The following is a 14,882-nucleotide window of genomic DNA, read 5'->3' on the forward strand; positions in this document are numbered from 1 at the left end:
CTCAATCCTTGTGTTCCTGGCGGTCCCGCCAGAGCCCGTATAACATCCACATCGCCCAGACAAAGCCACCAAGTGCAGCAAGGTCGAAAAGCGCGCGCCAGCGCTGGCTCAGGTCCAGCGCCGCGCCAAGTGCATTGGCGACGACCCAGCCGAGGCCCGTTCCCGCGATGACCAACGCGATGACGCGGCCTCTTCGGTTGAATTCCTGGTCCCCGGCCATCGCCGCCCCTGCCTTACTTCTTCACCAGACCGGCGGCTTGCGCAACCCAACCGTTGCGCGAGGCACGGCCACGCACACCGGCAAGGTTCTCGTCGGCCCAGGCGACGTTTTCCTTGGTCCAGGCGGCAATCTGGTCGTAGTGATAAATCCCTTCGGCGTTCAGCGCCTCTGCCAGCTTGGGGCCGACGCCGTTCAGAACCGTCAGGTCGTCCGCTTCGCCCTTGGGCGCGCTCAGCGCCTTCGGCTTGACAAAGGCCGGCGCGGCCTCGGGTTCGGCCACGGGCGCGACAACGGTTTCAGCCTCGGGCGCCGGTGCAACCTCGGCCGGCGTTTCGGCGGGCTTGACCGGGGCCGCCTCGGGCGCGGGTGCTTCGACCACGGCTTCGGCTTTCACTTCGACAGCTTCGACAGCTTCGACAGCTTCGACAGCTTCGACAGCTTCGACAGCGGGCTCAGTCGCCGGGGCCTCTTCGGCAACCGGTTCGGCGACGGTCTTTTCCACCGCGACGCTGACCGCGCCCATCGGTGTACAGATCGAGCCAAAGCCCGTGGGCAGACCGGCCCAGGGCATCATCGCAAGCTTCATCATCCCCTGGCTGGCTTCCATCGCAAAGCGGGTCTGCAACTGCATCATGCGCATCAGCGGGGTAAAGTCTGGTGTCATCGGAAATAGAGGGGTCGTCATGGTCACGTTCTCGCTCCACTAAACGGGCGCAGTCCTGCTGCGCATTGATTAGCGCCGTTCCTCCCCAACAGTGCCGGAAACACGCCTGACATACTGCGCCGCGGCACGCAAGCCATGGCGTTGTCGCAGCCCCGTTTCCAGGGCCGCCAAGCGCAAGTTTGCCAAGCAGGGCGTGCCCCGTGACCAAGGGCGCGGCAGATGGAAAACCACAAGGCCGCCCCGGGTTCGCCCCCTAGTTCGGAACGTAGGTCCAGCTGCCTTTGCGGCTGGCCAGTTCGGCTTCTCCGGCCAGAGGGGTCGAGGGTTTGATGACCGGAGCCGCCGGCGCGGCGGGGGCGGCTGCCATAGGGGCCGGTGCCGGCTCAGCGACGGTGCCCTCATAGCGCCAATCGCCCTTTCGGCTGGCCAGATCATCTTCGCCGGCAAGGCTGGCGGTCGGCTTGACCAAAGGTTCCGAAGCCTGTGGTTCGGCTGTCGGCGCAGGATCAGGGGGTGAAACGGGCTGTGGGGCTGCAACCGGTTCAGGTGCCGGAGCCGCCGCACGGGGCGCAGGGGCCGAAACCTTGGGCGCAGGCTGTGATTGTTCCGAACACAAGACCCGCGACATCAGGAAGCCAAGCACCCCAAAGACCAGCGCGCCGACGATCAGGGCGCCGATGGCTCCCCAGCCGCCAAGCGTCATCAAAAGTATGAAAGCCAAGGCCCCGGCAACCGCCGCCACGGTCCAGCTTGTCCGGGCGCAGCCGCCCGATCCATTCGTTCCAGACATCCCAATTCCTCCCTACCCATTTTCCGGGTTCGTTGCAGGGCAACTATCACCGGAAAACAGGCAAGGCGCCAATGAGACTTTGGGACCGTGCGGAAACCGCCGAACCTTAGTCCTCGGCAGCAAAGTCCTTGGCTTGCGCGATCCATTCATCGCGCGACGCACGGCCCTTGAACCCCTCAAGGTTGTCATCGACCCAGGCCAGTTCCTTTTCCGTCCAGATCGCGATCTGGTCAAAGTGGAACACCCCCATGCCGTGCAGCATCTGTTCAAGCTTGGGGCCAACGCCCTTGATCCGTTTGAGATCGTCGGCCTTGCCCTCCCGCGGCGCGGACAGCCCGGCGGGCTTGTCGGCGTCGGTCGGCTCGGCAGGTTCCGCTGCCGGGGCTTTTTCGGCGGCCGGGGCTTCGTATTTCCAGCTGCCCTTGCGGGTTGCCAGTTCTGCCTCACCGGCCAGCGGGCTCGACGGCTGGATCAATGCCTGCTCTACAGCGGCGGGCGCTTCGGCCACCGGCTCGGGGATCGGCTCGGGCTTGGCTTCGGCGGGCACATCGGCCTCGGGCGCTTCGGGTTGCTGGCCACGGGTGCCCGACTGATCGTTCCAAGGCGCCAACAGCGGCACTTCGGTTCCGTCGATGCGCTTGACCGTATCGCCGATGTCATGCGCCAATTGTGCGCTGGCGTTCAGCTTGATCGAGCCGTTGACGAATTCCGTCAGCGTGGTGATGCCCGATTTGGGTTCCGAGGCAAAACGTCCGTTCTGCGGGCCGACCTGCGGCACCTCGCCCTTGGCCAGCGCGTCCAGCAGGTTGCGCAGGCTCTCGACGGTCAGATCCTCGTAATAGTCCTTGCCGATCTGGGCCATGGGCGCGTTGGTACAACTGCCAAGGCATTCCACCTCTTCCCAGCTGAACTTGCCATCGGCAGACACCACATGCGGCTTGTCCGCAATCTTTTCGCGGCAGACCGAAATCAGATCCTCGGCACCGCAGATCATGCAGGAGGTGGTGCCGCAGATCTGGATGTGCGCCACAGAGCCGACCGGCTGCAACTGGAACATGAAGTAGAACGAGGCCACTTCCAGCGCGCGGATGTAGGCCATGCCCAGCATGTCGGCCACGGCTTCGATCGCCGGACGGCTCAGCCAGCCTTCTTGTTCCTGCGCCCGCCACAACAGCGGGATGATCGCGCTGGCCTGACGGCCCTCGGGATACTTGGTGATCTGCTCACGCGCCCAAGCCATGTTGGCCGGGGTGAAGGCAAAGCTATCGGGTTGCTCGGGGTGCAGTCGGCGCAGCATGGCTTTCGGCTTTCCGTCTAACGTCGGGCGCCGCCGGGCAGCGCCCCCTTGGGTTTACATCTCTTGTCCTCCGGCCCCGCGGGCCGGCAGCATCAGGTTGCCGCGGCTGGGGCAGGCTCGGTCTTGGGGGCGCAGGTGCCGGTCACAAGACGCACACCGCCATTGGACAGCGCCACCGCTTCTTTCTGTTCCACCTTGTATTGCGAGATGGTCACGACCTTCTCTCGCGGCATACCGGTTTGCAGTTCGACCGGAAGGTAATCGCTTTCGTTCACCAGATCGCAGCCGATCGAGGCTACAGCCGCGTCAAAAGCGGCGAGATCTTCCTCGGTCACGCCTTCCGGCAGGATGCAGCCCGAAACAAAGGCCACCGCACCAAGCGCAAAAGCGAATTTCTTCATCATGTCGTTCCTTGTACCCGGCCGCCCGGTGGCGACCCGTTCGCCCCGGTCAGGGGCAATCTACCAATTGAGCCTTGCCAACCGACCTATCCAGCACGATCAGCCCCTGGTCCAGCATCAGTTCCGCCGTGTCCTCGGTGATCTCGCCGATGGCGTCGATCAGATCCTCGGTCATCGCGCCATCATAGACCGCCGTTTCCGCCACGTGGCGCGCCAGAACGGCAAGGAACGCGTCCTCGCCGGTGCGCAGATCCAGCACACAGCCGAATTCCTTCATCGTCTGGGTGACGGTCGGGATGAAAGCCGCGGGTGGCATCGCCTCCAGCGCCTCCAGAAAGGCCTGTTCGCCCCGCGCCTTGGACAGGCTGGCACGCGATGCGGCCAACGCAGCCTTGGGCCCGATGATCGGCGCGCAAGTCTCCAGCACGAAGAACCGGTCGCCCGGTCCTTCCTCGACCTCGCAGTAAAAGGCATGAGCGCCGTTCCGAACCAGCAGACCGTCGTCGACCCCGCCAAGGATCTCGAACCCGAGTTCCTCGTTGAACGCAGGCACATCCTGCGCAAATGCGGGCGCGACGGTCAGCGCCAGAACGGCGGCAAGCGCTCTCACCTGTCGATCTCCCCGAACACCACGTCCATGGTGCCGATGATCGCGGCCACATCGGCCAGCTGGTGCCCCTTGGCGACATGGTCCATCGCCTGAAGGTGCAGGTAACCCGGTGCGCGGATCTTGGAGCGGTAGGGTTTGTTGCTGCCATCGGCAACAAGATAGACGCCGAATTCGCCTTTGGGTGCCTCGACGGCGGCGTAAACTTCGCCCTCCGGCACGTGGAACCCTTCCGTGTACAGCTTGAAGTGATGGATCAGAGCTTCCATCGACCGCTTCATCTCACCGCGCTTGGGCGGGGTGATCTTGCCACGGGCCAGAACATCGCCCTGCCCTTCGGGCGCGCGCAGTTTCTCGATGGCTTGCAGGATGATCTTGACGCTTTCGCGCATCTCGGCCATGCGGCAGAGATAGCGGTCATAGCAGTCGCCGTTCTTGCCGACCGGGATCTTGAAATCGAACTCGTCGTAGCACTCATAGGGTTGCGACCGGCGCAGGTCCCATGCAAGGCCCGACCCGCGCACCATGACGCCCGAAAAGCCCCACTCGTTGATCTCTTCCTCGGTCACCACGCCAATATCGGCGTTGCGCTGCTTGAAGATCCGGTTTTCGGTCAGTAGCCCGTCGATATCGTCCAGCACCTTGGGGAAGGTGCCACACCATTCCTCGATGTCGTCGATCAGATCGTCGGGCAGATCCTGGTGGACACCGCCGGGGCGGAAATAAGCCGAGTGCAGACGGGCGCCACAGGCGCGCTCGTAGAACACCATCAGCTTTTCGCGTTCCTCGAAACCCCAGAGCGGCGGCGTCAGCGCGCCAACGTCCATGGCCTGCGTGGTCACGTTCAGCAGGTGGTTCAGGATCCGGCCGATTTCGGAATACAGAACCCGGATCAGCGAACCGCGGCGCGGCACCTCGACCCCGGTCAGCTTTTCGATTGCCAGACACCAGGCGTGTTCCTGATTCATCGGCGCCACATAGTCCAGCCGGTCGAAATACGGCAGGTTCTGCAAGTAGGTGCGCGATTCCATCAGCTTTTCGGTGCCACGGTGCAGCAGGCCGATATGCGGGTCGCAGCGTTCCACGATCTCGCCGTCCAGCTCCAGCACAAGGCGCAGCACGCCGTGCGCTGCCGGGTGCTGAGGACCAAAGTTGATGTTGAAGTTGCGGATCTTCTGCTCGCCCGTCAGGGCGTCGTCAAAACCTTTGGAGCCGTCCATCACTTCGCCTCTTCCTGCTTTTCATCGCCGGGCAGCACGTATTGCGCACCTTCCCACGGAGACATGAAATCGAACTGGCGGTATTCCTGAACCAAGCTCACCGGCTCGTAGACGACGCGCTTTTGCTCTTCGTCGTAGCGCAACTCGGTATAACCGGTTGTCGGGAAATCCTTGCGCAGCGGGAAGCCGCGGAAACCATAGTCCGTCAGGATGCGGCGCAGGTCAGGATGGCCGGCAAAAAGGATGCCGAACATGTCAAAGACTTCACGCTCGAACCAGTTGGCCGAGGGGTGCACCGATACGATCGACGGCACCATCTCATCCTCGCGGATCGACACCCGAAGGCGGATCCGGTGGTTCTGGTACATCGACAGGAAGTGATAGACCACGTCGAACCGCTTGGGCCGTTCGGGATAGTCGACGGCGGTGATGTCCACCAGCGACGAGAAACGGCAGGTCGGGTCGGTCTTGAGGAACTCGACAAAGCCCCGGATGTTCGACGGGGCCACGTCGACATTCAGCTCGCCATGCGTGACATCCCAGCCGATCACGCAATCGGGGCGTTTCAGCTCGATGTGGCCGCCCAGTTCTTTCAGTGCGTCAGTCATCGCAACCCCCTCAGCGCACCAGCGTGCCGGTACGGCGGATTTTCTTTTGCAGCGTCATGATGCCATAAACCAGCGCCTCGGCCGTCGGCGGGCAGCCGGGCACATAGACGTCGACCGGCACCACGCGGTCGCAGCCGCGCACGACACTGTAGGAATAATGGTAATAACCGCCGCCATTGGCGCAGGATCCCATCGAGATCACGTAGCGCGGCTCGGGCATCTGGTCATAGACCTTGCGCAGGGCCGGGGCCATCTTGTTGGTCAGCGTGCCAGCCACGATCATCACATCCGACTGGCGCGGGCTGGCGCGGGGCGCAAAGCCAAACCGCTCCACGTCATAGCGCGGCATTGCAGTATGCATCATCTCGACCGCGCAGCAGGCCAGACCAAAGGTCATCCAGTGCAGCGAGCCGGTGCGCGCCCAGTTGATGATATCCTCGGTCGAGGTCAGCAGGAATCCCTTGTCCTGAAGCTCGCGGTTGAGGGTCTGTGTGGCCACCTCGCGGTCGAAACCGGCGGTGTTCGCCCCGGTCATCACTCCCATTCCAGCGCCCCTTTCTTCCATTCATAGGCAAAGCCCGCGGTCAGCACCGCCAGGAACACCATCATCGACCAGAAGCCCACCATCGAGATATCCTTGAACGCCACGGCCCATGGGAACAGGAAGGCGATTTCAAGATCGAAAATGATGAACAGGATCGAGACGAGGTAGAACCGGACGTCGAATTTCATCCGGGCATCGTCAAAGGCATTGAATCCGCATTCATAGGCCGACACCTTCTCGGGGTCCGGATTGCGCACGGCAACGATGACCGCGGCAAGGATCAGGACGAGGCCGAGACCGATGGCAATGGCCAGAAAGACGAGGATGGGAAGATATTCCCGCAGCATCTCTTCCAAGACGTGGCTCCTTCAGGATCGGGCGCTGTGGCGCTTGGCTTATTGTCCCATATCCCCGCCTCCCGGCAGGGTCAACACGGGGCAGAAGCATTCAAAGCCCTGCGAATAAACGAATTTCCCGGAAAACGGCAGATTTTCCTTTGTAGACAACAGGATGCCGGGAAAATTCGTGCTGCGGGGCAGCAGACGCCGCGCCCAAGCGTCGCGCCCGTCGGCTCGATCACCGCATCCGGCGGGCGGGTATTCCCCCATGGCCCTGCGGCGCTGATCGCACTAAAGCCGGGGAAAACCCGGAAAGACCCGCCATGACCGTCCATATCCTTGCCCCCGACGACACGCTTTTTGGCATCAACCGCCATGTGGCCCGGGTGGGATTCTCTCAGCTTGGCGAAGAGGTGTGCCTGTTCGACACGGATGGATTCGACGCGCTGGACCTGCGGCCCGGTGACAGGGTCGTCGGCGGAATCGGCTTTGCGCAGCGTGGCATGCGCCGGCTTGGCATTGCCGTTCCGGATCTGGACAGCGTGCCGGCCGAACTGATGCCCTTTGCCGGGCGGCGGATCTGGCAGGCGACCATGGCCGAGGCGCGCCGGATGGCCGGCAGCGGCTGCGCTGTCTTTGTCAAACCGCGCCCCGAGCGGCTCAAGCTCTTTACCGGAACGCTGCTGCGCAATTTCGCCGACCTGATCCCGACCGCGCATATCCCCGACGACGAACCGGTGATCTGCGCCGATCCGGTGGATTTCGTCACCGAATACCGCGGCTTTGTCCTGCATGGCGACCTGATCGACCTGCGTCCCTATCGCGGCGATCCTCTTGCCTTTCCCGATCCCGAGGTGATCCGGAACGCGCTGGCGGTTCAGGCCAGGGCCGCCGCGCCATCAGCCTATGCGCTGGACTTCGGTGTAACCTCCGATGGCCGGACGCTGGTGGTCGAGATCAACGACGGCTACGCCGTGGGCGCCTACGGGTTGTCCCCGCTGCGCTACGCACGGCTGATCGAAACCCGGTGGACGGAACTGGAGGCAGCAAGCGCCTGAGGCAGACCTGTGGGTCACCCCTGCCCGGCGGTCGAGATCATGACGTAGGCGGCAATCCCCGACATGACCAACATGATCGGAAACCACACCGCCCGTTCCCGGGCCGACGGGGTGATCCCGTTCAGGACACTCGCCAGAACGCTCACCCCCAGCGCCAGCCAGCCGCACCAGCGCGGCCAGTCCAATCCGGGAAAGCCCGCCGCCGACAGGATCGCCAAGCCCTGAAAGGCCACCACCGGCACCGAAACCACGGCAACCAGCCGACCGGACAGCGGCAAGGCCCCATCGTGGCGGCCCCCTTGGGTCCACGGCCCCAACGGGGCTCCGCCGATCAGCGCGAATTGGAAAAAGATCACCGCGACACAGACAGTCGCGTACAGATGCGCCAGTTGGATCAGCATGTCGGCCCTCTGGAAAGTCTCGGTTCTGTTGGCATTTGGGGCATTGCACGGGTCATGTTATCCTGTCCAGAGACACCCGCGTCACAGGACCCGTCCCGATGCTCCAGCCCACAAGTCGATCCAAAGCCATGCCGCTTACCACTCTGCTGGCGCTCTGGCCACTTGTATCGACCGCCCAACACAACAGCGCCGAGCGGATGGAGACCGGCGGCCCCTGCCCCGGTGCCGCGCAGGCCATTGCCCTTGCACCGGCCGGATTTCTCGGCCTTGACGGCAGTATCGCGCATCTGACCTTCGGCCCGGCCCTGCACGTCTGCCTGACGGGCGACAGCGTCGCGGTTCACGACAGCGCATCGCGGACCCTGCCCTGCAAGGCCATCCGGGACAGCGCCGACGAAGGCATCGGCCATGCCTTCACAGCCGAAGGCATCGCGCATCATCTCTGGTTCCACATCCCGCCCGAGGATCCTGCTCCGACACTTGAGGTCGGGCTGTATCGCGAGGATGAAGAGCTGGTTTGGATCGACACCGGCTTTGCCATCTGCACCGGCTGAGCGCCGGTCTCAGGTCCAGGGTGCCGGACGCTTGTCGAAAAAGGCCGCGATGCCCTGTTGCGCCTCTTCGGTCTCCCAGCGATCCGCCAGCGCGTCGATTGCCCCGTCCACTGCCTCTGGCGAAACTTCGCCCGCAAGCCGCCGCAACAACGCCTTGGCATCGCGGACCGCACCGGGCGCGCAGGCCAGATAGGGGGCTATTTCGGCCTCGACCGCGGCGTCCAGATCCTCGGCTGTGGCCACCCGGTTCACCAATCCAAGGCGCTGCGCCTCCTCAGCCTCAAAGATCCGCGCGTTCATAAAGACTTCCTGCGCGGCGCGCGCCCCCATGCGATGCACGACATAAGGCCCGATGTTGGCCGGGATCAGGCCCAGCTTGACCTCGGTCAGACCGAACTTGGCGCTGGCGGCAGCCACAGCGACGTCACAGACCGAAATCAACCCCAGACCGCCGCCAAAAGCATTGCCTTGCACCTTGCCGATCAAAGGCTGCGGCAAGGCATAAAGCGCGCCAAGCGCCGTGGCGATGCGCGCCGATTCCGCCCGCCGCGTGGCGCGATCCATCTCGAACTGCGCCCGCATCCACGCAAGATCGCCCCCGGCGCAGAAACTGCGCCCCTCTGCGGCCAGCACGACCACGCGAATATCCTGCTCGGTGGCCAGCGCCTTGGCGGTGTCCTCCAGCTCGGTCATCATCTGCACCGACAGGGCATTGTGTTTGTCCGCCCGCGCCAGCCCGATCTCCGCCACGCCACGGGCGTCGCGTGTCACCTTGATAAAGTCCATGTCTCTCTCACTCCCTCGCCTCACCGGCAACAGGCGGTCTCAGCCCGCCCGCATCGCCCGCGCCATCTCGGCCCCCTGCCGCAACAGGTCGCGATCCAGCCCCGTGTCATACCCAAGCGCCACAAGATGATCCTGCACCGCCTCCGTCGCCACGTTGCCCGCAGCACCCGGCGCATAGGGACAGCCGCCCAGACCGCCCACCGCCGCGTCAAAGACCCGCAATCCGCGGGCCAGCGCCACGTCGATATTCTCCAGTGCCCGCCCGGCCGTATCGTGGAAATGCCCCGCCAGCCGATCCGCCGGCAATTCCTGCAACACCGCCGCCAACATGGCATCCACCGCCTCGGGCCGCCCCTTGCCAATGGTGTCGCCCAATGACACCTCGTAACAGCCCATATCCCGCAAGGCCGCCACCACTTGCGCCACAGCCTCCGGTGCCACCAGCCCGTCATAGGGGCATTCCACCACGCAGGACACATAGCCCCGCACGGGCAGCCCCTGCGCGCGCGCGGCCTCGGCCACCGGAACGAACCGCGCCAGCCCTTCCTCGATCGTCGCGTTGATATTGGCCTTGGAAAACCCTTCCGAGGCCGAGCCAAAAACCGCCACTTCATCGGCCTGCGCCGCAAGCGCCCGTTCCAGCCCCTTCATGTTCGGCGTCAGCGCCGCATAAGACACCCCCTCCGCCCGCGTGATACCCGCCAAAACATCGGCGCTGTCCGCCATCTGCGGCACCCATTTCGGGCTCACGAAAGAGGCGCATTCGATCCGCCGAAAACCCGCCCCGGACAAGAGATCCACCAGCGCCACCTTCTCCGCCGTGGGGATCTGTCGCGCCTCGTTCTGCAACCCGTCGCGCGGTCCCACCTCGAAGATCTCGACCGTCTCGCTCATGGCTCTTCCCCTGGTTTCTTCTTGGTTCAAATACTCATCTCCCGAGCCGTCCGCCGCAGGCGAAAGGCGAGAAAACCTGCGCGCCGAAGGCGCTCCTCCGGATCAGGCCTCGTCAGGCACCGGATAGAAATCCTGCGCATAAAATCGCTGCGGCCCTTCGCGCTCAACCGCGCGCCGATGGGCCGCGCGGGCTTCGATCCGCGCCTTGTAGGCGGACACGCGCGGAAATTCGTCCAGTTTCACATAGAACGGCGCCGCGAACAGGTTGAACCCCATCATGACGTCCGCCGCCGAAAAGCCCGACGGCAGCAACCATTCCCTGTCCCCCAGACGCGCCTCCATGCCCGCCAGTGTCTGCCGCAGGCGGGCCACCGTCAGCTTGACCACCACGGGCGATGGCTTGGCCGGGCGGCGCAGGAACACCATCATCAGGTTCAGCTGTTCGATCAGGCTGGCCTGCGTTTCGGCGTAGTGAATCCATTGCTGGTAGGCGGGACGGTCCTCATGCCCCACCGGCCGGTCCAGCGCGGGCGCATGGGTTTCGACCAGATGCTGCACGATGGCGCCGGATTCGCTCATCTCCAGCCCGTCGATCTTGATCGCCGGGATACGCACGGCGGGCGAAATCCGGCCAAGATCGCTTTCACGCATTTCCCGCGTACCGATCCGGTGCTCGACGATGTTCAGTGCGCCGAACCGCTCCATCCCGATCTCTTCCAGCAGCCAGAGCACCCGGAAAGACCGCCCGTATTGCACATGGTGCAGGGTGATGTCGGGCTTGCTCATGCCTCGTCGTCCTCCAGCACCACCAAAGGCGCGCCCGCTTCGACCTGATCGCCCTCGGCCACCAGCACTTCGCCCACCGTGCCGGCGCGCCCCGCGCGCAGGGTGTGTTCCATCTTCATGGCCTCCAGCACCACCAGCCGGTCGCCCTCCTCGACCGACTGCCCGACCGAGACATGCACCGACACAACCCGGCCCGGCATCGGCGCAAGGGCGCCTTCGGCTGCCCCTTCGGCCGCGCCCCGGGCCAGCGGATCGGGCAGGTCAAATCCGATGCCATAGGCGGCAAAGACCGTCACCCGGCCCGCAGCCACAAAGGCCCCGGCCCCCGGCTGTCCGTCGAACGTCCAGCCACGCACCCCGCGCAGCGCCTCGACCACCGTGCCCTCGACCGAGATCAGGGCCGAATCCGGGCCGCGCAGCTTGACGCCAATCTGGCGGTTCTCGCCATCGCGCGCCAGCGTCACAGCCCGCCATTCCGGTGCCCAGAGGCTGAAACCCGCGTCCCAGCCCATGGGACCGCCCAAGCCCGAAGCCGCCAGTGCGGCCTCGGCCCAGATCTGCGGCGTCACCTCTGCCGGGGCGGTCAGCGCCTCGAGATCACGGGCGATCAGACCTGTGTCCACCTCGCCCCGGCCAAACCCCTCATGTTCCGCAAGCGCCCCGAGGAAGGAAAGGTTGGTGACCGTTCCCGCAACGCGGGTCTTGCGCAGCCCCTGCGCCAGACGCTGCAGCGCCACCGCGCGGGTCGGTCCATGCACCACCAGCTTGGCGATCATCGGGTCATAATGCGGGCTGATGGCATCGCCCGAGCGCACGCCGGTTTCCGCCCGGACCCCTGCGGGGAATTCCAGATCCGCCAAGGTGCCCGTGGCCGGCAGGAACCCCGCTGGCACGTCCTCGGCGTAAAGCCGCGCCTCGAAAGAGTGACCATTGATCGACAGGTCCTCTTGACGCGCCGGGAGGGTTTCCCCCGAGGCGACGCGGATCTGCCATTCGACGAGATCGACTCCGCAGATTTCCTCTGTCACCGGATGTTCGACCTGAAGGCGGGTGTTCATCTCCATGAACCAGAAGCCGTCGGTCCGCAGCCCATCGGCACCGTCAACGATGAATTCCACCGTGCCCGCGCCCTTGTAGCCAATGGCCTCGGCGGCACGGACGGCGGCGGCGCCCATGGCGGCGCGCATCTCTTCGGTCATGCCCGGTGCGGGGGCCTCTTCGATCACCTTCTGGTGACGGCGTTGAAGAGAGCAGTCGCGTTCGAACAGGTGCACGGCGCGGGTGCCGTCGCCAAAGACCTGAACCTCGATGTGGCGCGGGCGCTGGATGAATTTCTCGATCAGCACCGCGTCATTGCCAAAGGCACTGCGGGCTTCAGCCTTGGCGCGTTCAAGCGCGTCGATGAACTCTTCAGGAGCTTCGACCAGCCGCATCCCCTTGCCGCCGCCGCCGGCGACGGCCTTGATCAGCAGCGGATAGCCCACCCGATGGGCCTCGACCTCAAGATGGCCGGGGTCCTGATCCTCGCCCATGTAACCCGGCACGACAGGCACACCGGCCTGATCCATCAGGCGTTTGGCCGCATCCTTGAGACCCATCTTGCGGATCGCCTCGGCCGAAGGGCCGATGAAAGTCAGGCCCGCCGCCTCGACCGCCTGCACGAAATCGGGGTTTTCCGACAGGAAGCCGTAACCGGGATGGATCGCCTGTGCGCCGGTGGCTTTTGCGGCCTCGATGATGGCATCGCCCCGCAGGTAGCTTTGCGACGGTGCGGCGCCGCCGATGCAGACGGCCTCGTCGGCCATGGCCACATGCAGCGCATCGGCGTCCACGTCGGAATGGACGGCGACGGTGCGCAGGCCCATGGCCCGAGCGGTGCGCATGACACGCACGGCGATTTCGCCTCGGTTGGCAATCAGGATGGTGTCAAACATGGGAAATGTCCTTTTGCCGGGGCGTCTGGATCGGGCGGCGGGCAGCGAGGGGCCAGCCCCTCGCGCTCCCCGGGATATTTTCAGACAGAAGAAACAGGGGGCGCGGCGCCTGTGGCTGGCGCGACGCCGGACGGCGGAATGTGGCGGGGGTCTGCATGGATTACGCTCCTTGCCGGATCACATCCGGAACACGCCAAAGCGTGTTTCCTCGACGGGTTTGTTCAGCGCCGCGCGCAGGGAGAGCGCCAGCACTTGCCGGGTCTTGCGCGGGTCGACGATGCCGTCGTCCCAGAGCCGCGCCGAGGCGTAGAGCGGGTGGGATTGTTCCTCGAACATGTCCAGCGTGGGGCGCTTGAACTCGGCTTCTTCCTCGGCGGACCATGTGCCGCCTGAGCGTTCGATGGCGTCGCGTTTGACCGTGGCCAGAACGCCTGCCGCCTGCGGGCCGCCCATGACGCTGATGCGGCTGTTGGGCCATGTCCACAGGAACCGCGGCTGGTAGGCGCGCCCCGCCATGCCGTAGTTGCCCGCGCCGAAGGAGCCACCCACCAGCAGGGTGATCTTGGGCACCGAGGTGGTGGCCACGGCGGTCACCATCTTGGCACCGTGGCGCGCGATGCCTTCGTTTTCATATTTGCGGCCAACCATGAAGCCGGTGATGTTTTGCAGGAACACCAGCGGGATGCGGCGTTGTGAGCAGAGTTCGACGAAATGCGCGCCTTTCTGGGCGCTTTCGCTGAACAACACGCCGTTGTTGGCGATAATGCCGACGTCCATGCCTTCGAGCCGGGCGAAGCCGCAGACCAGCGTTTCCCCGAAGCGCGGTTTGAACTCGTCGAAGTAGGAGCCGTCGACCAGCCGCGCGATGACCTCGCGGATGTCATAGGGCGTGCGCAGGTCGGCGGGCACCACGCCCAGCAGTTCCTCCGGGTCATAGGCGGGCGCCTCGCCGGTGAAGCCCTGCACCTCGCCGCCCGCGCCAAGCGAGCCAACCGCCCGCCGCGCCAGGGCCAGCGCATGGGCATCATCCTCGGCCAGATAATCGGCCACGCCCGACAGGCGGGTGTGGACGTCGCCACCGCCCAGATCCTCGGCGCTGACCACCTCGCCGGTGGCGGCCTTGACCAGTGGCGGGCCGGCCAGAAAGATCGTGCCCTGTTCCTTGACGATGATCGACACGTCCGACATGGCCGGAACATAGGCGCCGCCCGCGGTGCAGGAGCCCATGACTACGGCGATCTGGGCGATGCCCTTGGCCGACATGCGGGCCTGATTGTAGAAGATGCGGCCAAAGTGATCGCGGTCGGGGAAGACCTCGTCCTGATTGGGCAGGTTGGCGCCGCCGCTGTCCACGAGATAGACGCAGGGCAGCGCGTTTTCCTCGGCGATTTCCTGGGCGCGCAGGTGTTTCTTGACCGTCATCGGGTAGTAGGTGCCGCCCTTTACCGTGGCGTCGTTGCAGATCACCATGACCTGCCGCCCGGCGACCAGCCCGATGCCCGCGATCACACCGGCGCAGGGAGCGGCACCTCCGTACATGCCGTGGGCCGCCGTCAGCCCGACCTCGAGAAAGGGAGAGCCGGGATCAAGCAGGTTTGCGACCCGTTCACGCGGCAGCATCTTGCCCCGGCTCAGGTGACGTTCGCGGGCCCGTTCGCCGCCGCCCGCCATGGCCGTGCCGACCGCCTCGCGGATCTGTTCCATGGCCTCGAGATGGGCCGCCCGGTTGGTCTTGAAGGCATCGCCCCCGGTCAGCACCTGCGATTGCAGTTTCATGTCC

The 14,882-nt window shown here is 65.0% G+C and carries 18 protein-coding genes; 2 read left to right on the forward strand and 16 right to left on the reverse strand.

Annotation, left to right across the window (positions count from 1 at the left end; all coding sequences use genetic code 11):
• Position 1: 1 nt before the first annotated feature.
• The 10 genes from KJP30_RS04805 to KJP30_RS04850 form a co-directional block, all read right to left on the reverse strand.
• Complete coding sequence (locus KJP30_RS04805; protein WP_218447850.1) at positions 2-220, reverse strand: DUF5337 domain-containing protein; 219 nt, start codon at positions 218-220, stop codon at positions 2-4.
• Between the two features lie 13 nt (positions 221-233).
• Entirely contained in the window at positions 234-905 is a 672-nt protein-coding gene (locus tag KJP30_RS04810; protein ID WP_218447851.1) for a helix-hairpin-helix domain-containing protein, read from the reverse strand.
• Between the two features lie 232 nt (positions 906-1,137).
• Positions 1,138-1,674 carry a hypothetical protein gene (locus tag KJP30_RS04815; RefSeq protein WP_218447852.1) on the reverse strand — a complete coding sequence of 179 codons (537 nt, stop codon included), beginning with the start codon at positions 1,672-1,674 and terminating at the stop codon, positions 1,138-1,140.
• A 106-nt stretch (positions 1,675-1,780) separates the two neighbouring features.
• Positions 1,781-2,971 carry an NADH-quinone oxidoreductase subunit E gene (locus tag KJP30_RS04820; protein ID WP_218447853.1) on the reverse strand — a complete coding sequence of 397 codons (1,191 nt, stop codon included), beginning with the start codon at positions 2,969-2,971 and terminating at the stop codon, positions 1,781-1,783.
• 92 nt (positions 2,972-3,063) lie between these two features.
• Positions 3,064-3,372, reverse strand: coding sequence for a hypothetical protein (locus KJP30_RS04825; RefSeq protein ID WP_224874380.1), 309 nt, complete (start codon positions 3,370-3,372; stop codon positions 3,064-3,066).
• 49 nt (positions 3,373-3,421) lie between these two features.
• Positions 3,422-3,982 carry a hypothetical protein gene (locus KJP30_RS04830; protein ID WP_218447855.1) on the reverse strand — a complete coding sequence of 187 codons (561 nt, stop codon included), beginning with the start codon at positions 3,980-3,982 and terminating at the stop codon, positions 3,422-3,424.
• Positions 3,979-5,199 carry an NADH-quinone oxidoreductase subunit D gene (locus tag KJP30_RS04835; RefSeq protein WP_218447856.1) on the reverse strand — a complete coding sequence of 407 codons (1,221 nt, stop codon included), beginning with the start codon at positions 5,197-5,199 and terminating at the stop codon, positions 3,979-3,981. Before KJP30_RS04835 ends, KJP30_RS04830 begins: the two co-directional genes overlap by 4 nt.
• Complete coding sequence (locus KJP30_RS04840; RefSeq protein WP_218447857.1) at positions 5,199-5,807, reverse strand: NADH-quinone oxidoreductase subunit C; 609 nt, start codon at positions 5,805-5,807, stop codon at positions 5,199-5,201. Before KJP30_RS04840 ends, KJP30_RS04835 begins: the two co-directional genes overlap by 1 nt.
• A gap of 10 nt (positions 5,808-5,817) precedes the next feature.
• Positions 5,818-6,351, reverse strand: coding sequence for a NuoB/complex I 20 kDa subunit family protein (locus KJP30_RS04845; protein WP_218447858.1), 534 nt, complete (start codon positions 6,349-6,351; stop codon positions 5,818-5,820).
• Positions 6,342-6,707 carry an NADH-quinone oxidoreductase subunit A gene (locus tag KJP30_RS04850; RefSeq protein WP_218447859.1) on the reverse strand — a complete coding sequence of 122 codons (366 nt, stop codon included), beginning with the start codon at positions 6,705-6,707 and terminating at the stop codon, positions 6,342-6,344. Before KJP30_RS04850 ends, KJP30_RS04845 begins: the two co-directional genes overlap by 10 nt.
• A 305-nt stretch (positions 6,708-7,012) precedes the next feature.
• On the opposite strand from KJP30_RS04850, the gene KJP30_RS04855 reads away from it, so the two are divergent.
• Positions 7,013-7,747 carry an ATP-grasp domain-containing protein gene (locus KJP30_RS04855; protein WP_218447860.1) on the forward strand — a complete coding sequence of 245 codons (735 nt, stop codon included), beginning with the start codon at positions 7,013-7,015 and terminating at the stop codon, positions 7,745-7,747.
• A gap of 14 nt (positions 7,748-7,761) precedes the next feature.
• On the opposite strand, the gene KJP30_RS04860 is transcribed toward KJP30_RS04855, so the two are convergent.
• A complete protein-coding gene (locus KJP30_RS04860) occupies positions 7,762-8,148 on the reverse strand; it encodes a hypothetical protein (RefSeq protein WP_218447861.1) in 387 nt (128 codons plus the stop codon).
• Between the two features lie 128 nt (positions 8,149-8,276).
• Between KJP30_RS04860 and KJP30_RS04865 the strand changes: the two genes are divergently transcribed.
• Positions 8,277-8,702: a hypothetical protein gene (locus tag KJP30_RS04865; protein ID WP_218447862.1), complete on the forward strand. Its 426-nt coding sequence runs from the start codon at positions 8,277-8,279 to the stop codon at positions 8,700-8,702.
• A 9-nt stretch (positions 8,703-8,711) separates the two neighbouring features.
• On the opposite strand, the gene KJP30_RS04870 is transcribed toward KJP30_RS04865, so the two are convergent.
• From KJP30_RS04870 to KJP30_RS04890, 5 genes are all read right to left on the reverse strand, one after another.
• Entirely contained in the window at positions 8,712-9,488 is a 777-nt protein-coding gene (locus KJP30_RS04870; protein WP_218447863.1) for a crotonase/enoyl-CoA hydratase family protein, read from the reverse strand.
• A 39-nt stretch (positions 9,489-9,527) separates the two neighbouring features.
• A complete protein-coding gene (locus tag KJP30_RS04875) occupies positions 9,528-10,382 on the reverse strand; it encodes a hydroxymethylglutaryl-CoA lyase (protein WP_218447864.1) in 855 nt (284 codons plus the stop codon).
• 102 nt (positions 10,383-10,484) lie between these two features.
• A complete protein-coding gene (locus tag KJP30_RS04880) occupies positions 10,485-11,168 on the reverse strand; it encodes a glutathione S-transferase family protein (protein ID WP_218447865.1) in 684 nt (227 codons plus the stop codon).
• Positions 11,165-13,102: an acetyl/propionyl/methylcrotonyl-CoA carboxylase subunit alpha gene (locus KJP30_RS04885; protein ID WP_218447866.1), complete on the reverse strand. Its 1,938-nt coding sequence runs from the start codon at positions 13,100-13,102 to the stop codon at positions 11,165-11,167. Before KJP30_RS04885 ends, KJP30_RS04880 begins: the two co-directional genes overlap by 4 nt.
• Positions 13,103-13,279: 177 nt before the next feature.
• A complete protein-coding gene (locus KJP30_RS04890) occupies positions 13,280-14,878 on the reverse strand; it encodes a carboxyl transferase domain-containing protein (RefSeq protein WP_218447867.1) in 1,599 nt (532 codons plus the stop codon).
• Positions 14,879-14,882 lie beyond the last annotated feature (4 nt).

The sequence above is a fragment of the Antarctobacter sediminis genome (assembly GCF_019218285.1).
Taxonomy (GTDB): domain Bacteria; phylum Pseudomonadota; class Alphaproteobacteria; order Rhodobacterales; family Rhodobacteraceae; genus Antarctobacter; species Antarctobacter sediminis.

Coding starts and splice junctions, on each gene's coding strand:
- KJP30_RS04805 (WP_218447850.1), bottom strand. CDS start 220: ATGGCCGGGGACCAGGAATTCAACCGAAGAGGCCGCGTCATCGCGTTG.
- KJP30_RS04810 (WP_218447851.1), bottom strand. CDS start 905: ATGACGACCCCTCTATTTCCGATGACACCAGACTTTACCCCGCTGATG.
- KJP30_RS04815 (WP_218447852.1), bottom strand. CDS start 1,674: ATGTCTGGAACGAATGGATCGGGCGGCTGCGCCCGGACAAGCTGGACC.
- KJP30_RS04820 (WP_218447853.1), bottom strand. CDS start 2,971: ATGCTGCGCCGACTGCACCCCGAGCAACCCGATAGCTTTGCCTTCACC.
- KJP30_RS04825 (WP_224874380.1), bottom strand. CDS start 3,372: ATGAAGAAATTCGCTTTTGCGCTTGGTGCGGTGGCCTTTGTTTCGGGC.
- KJP30_RS04835 (WP_218447856.1), bottom strand. CDS start 5,199: ATGGACGGCTCCAAAGGTTTTGACGACGCCCTGACGGGCGAGCAGAAG.
- KJP30_RS04840 (WP_218447857.1), bottom strand. CDS start 5,807: ATGACTGACGCACTGAAAGAACTGGGCGGCCACATCGAGCTGAAACGC.
- KJP30_RS04845 (WP_218447858.1), bottom strand. CDS start 6,351: ATGGGAGTGATGACCGGGGCGAACACCGCCGGTTTCGACCGCGAGGTG.
- KJP30_RS04855 (WP_218447860.1), top strand. CDS start 7,013: ATGACCGTCCATATCCTTGCCCCCGACGACACGCTTTTTGGCATCAAC.
- KJP30_RS04860 (WP_218447861.1), bottom strand. CDS start 8,148: ATGCTGATCCAACTGGCGCATCTGTACGCGACTGTCTGTGTCGCGGTG.
- KJP30_RS04865 (WP_218447862.1), top strand. CDS start 8,277: ATGCCGCTTACCACTCTGCTGGCGCTCTGGCCACTTGTATCGACCGCC.
- KJP30_RS04870 (WP_218447863.1), bottom strand. CDS start 9,488: ATGGACTTTATCAAGGTGACACGCGACGCCCGTGGCGTGGCGGAGATC.
- KJP30_RS04875 (WP_218447864.1), bottom strand. CDS start 10,382: ATGAGCGAGACGGTCGAGATCTTCGAGGTGGGACCGCGCGACGGGTTG.
- KJP30_RS04880 (WP_218447865.1), bottom strand. CDS start 11,168: ATGAGCAAGCCCGACATCACCCTGCACCATGTGCAATACGGGCGGTCT.
- KJP30_RS04885 (WP_218447866.1), bottom strand. CDS start 13,102: ATGTTTGACACCATCCTGATTGCCAACCGAGGCGAAATCGCCGTGCGT.
- KJP30_RS04890 (WP_218447867.1), bottom strand. CDS start 14,878: ATGAAACTGCAATCGCAGGTGCTGACCGGGGGCGATGCCTTCAAGACC.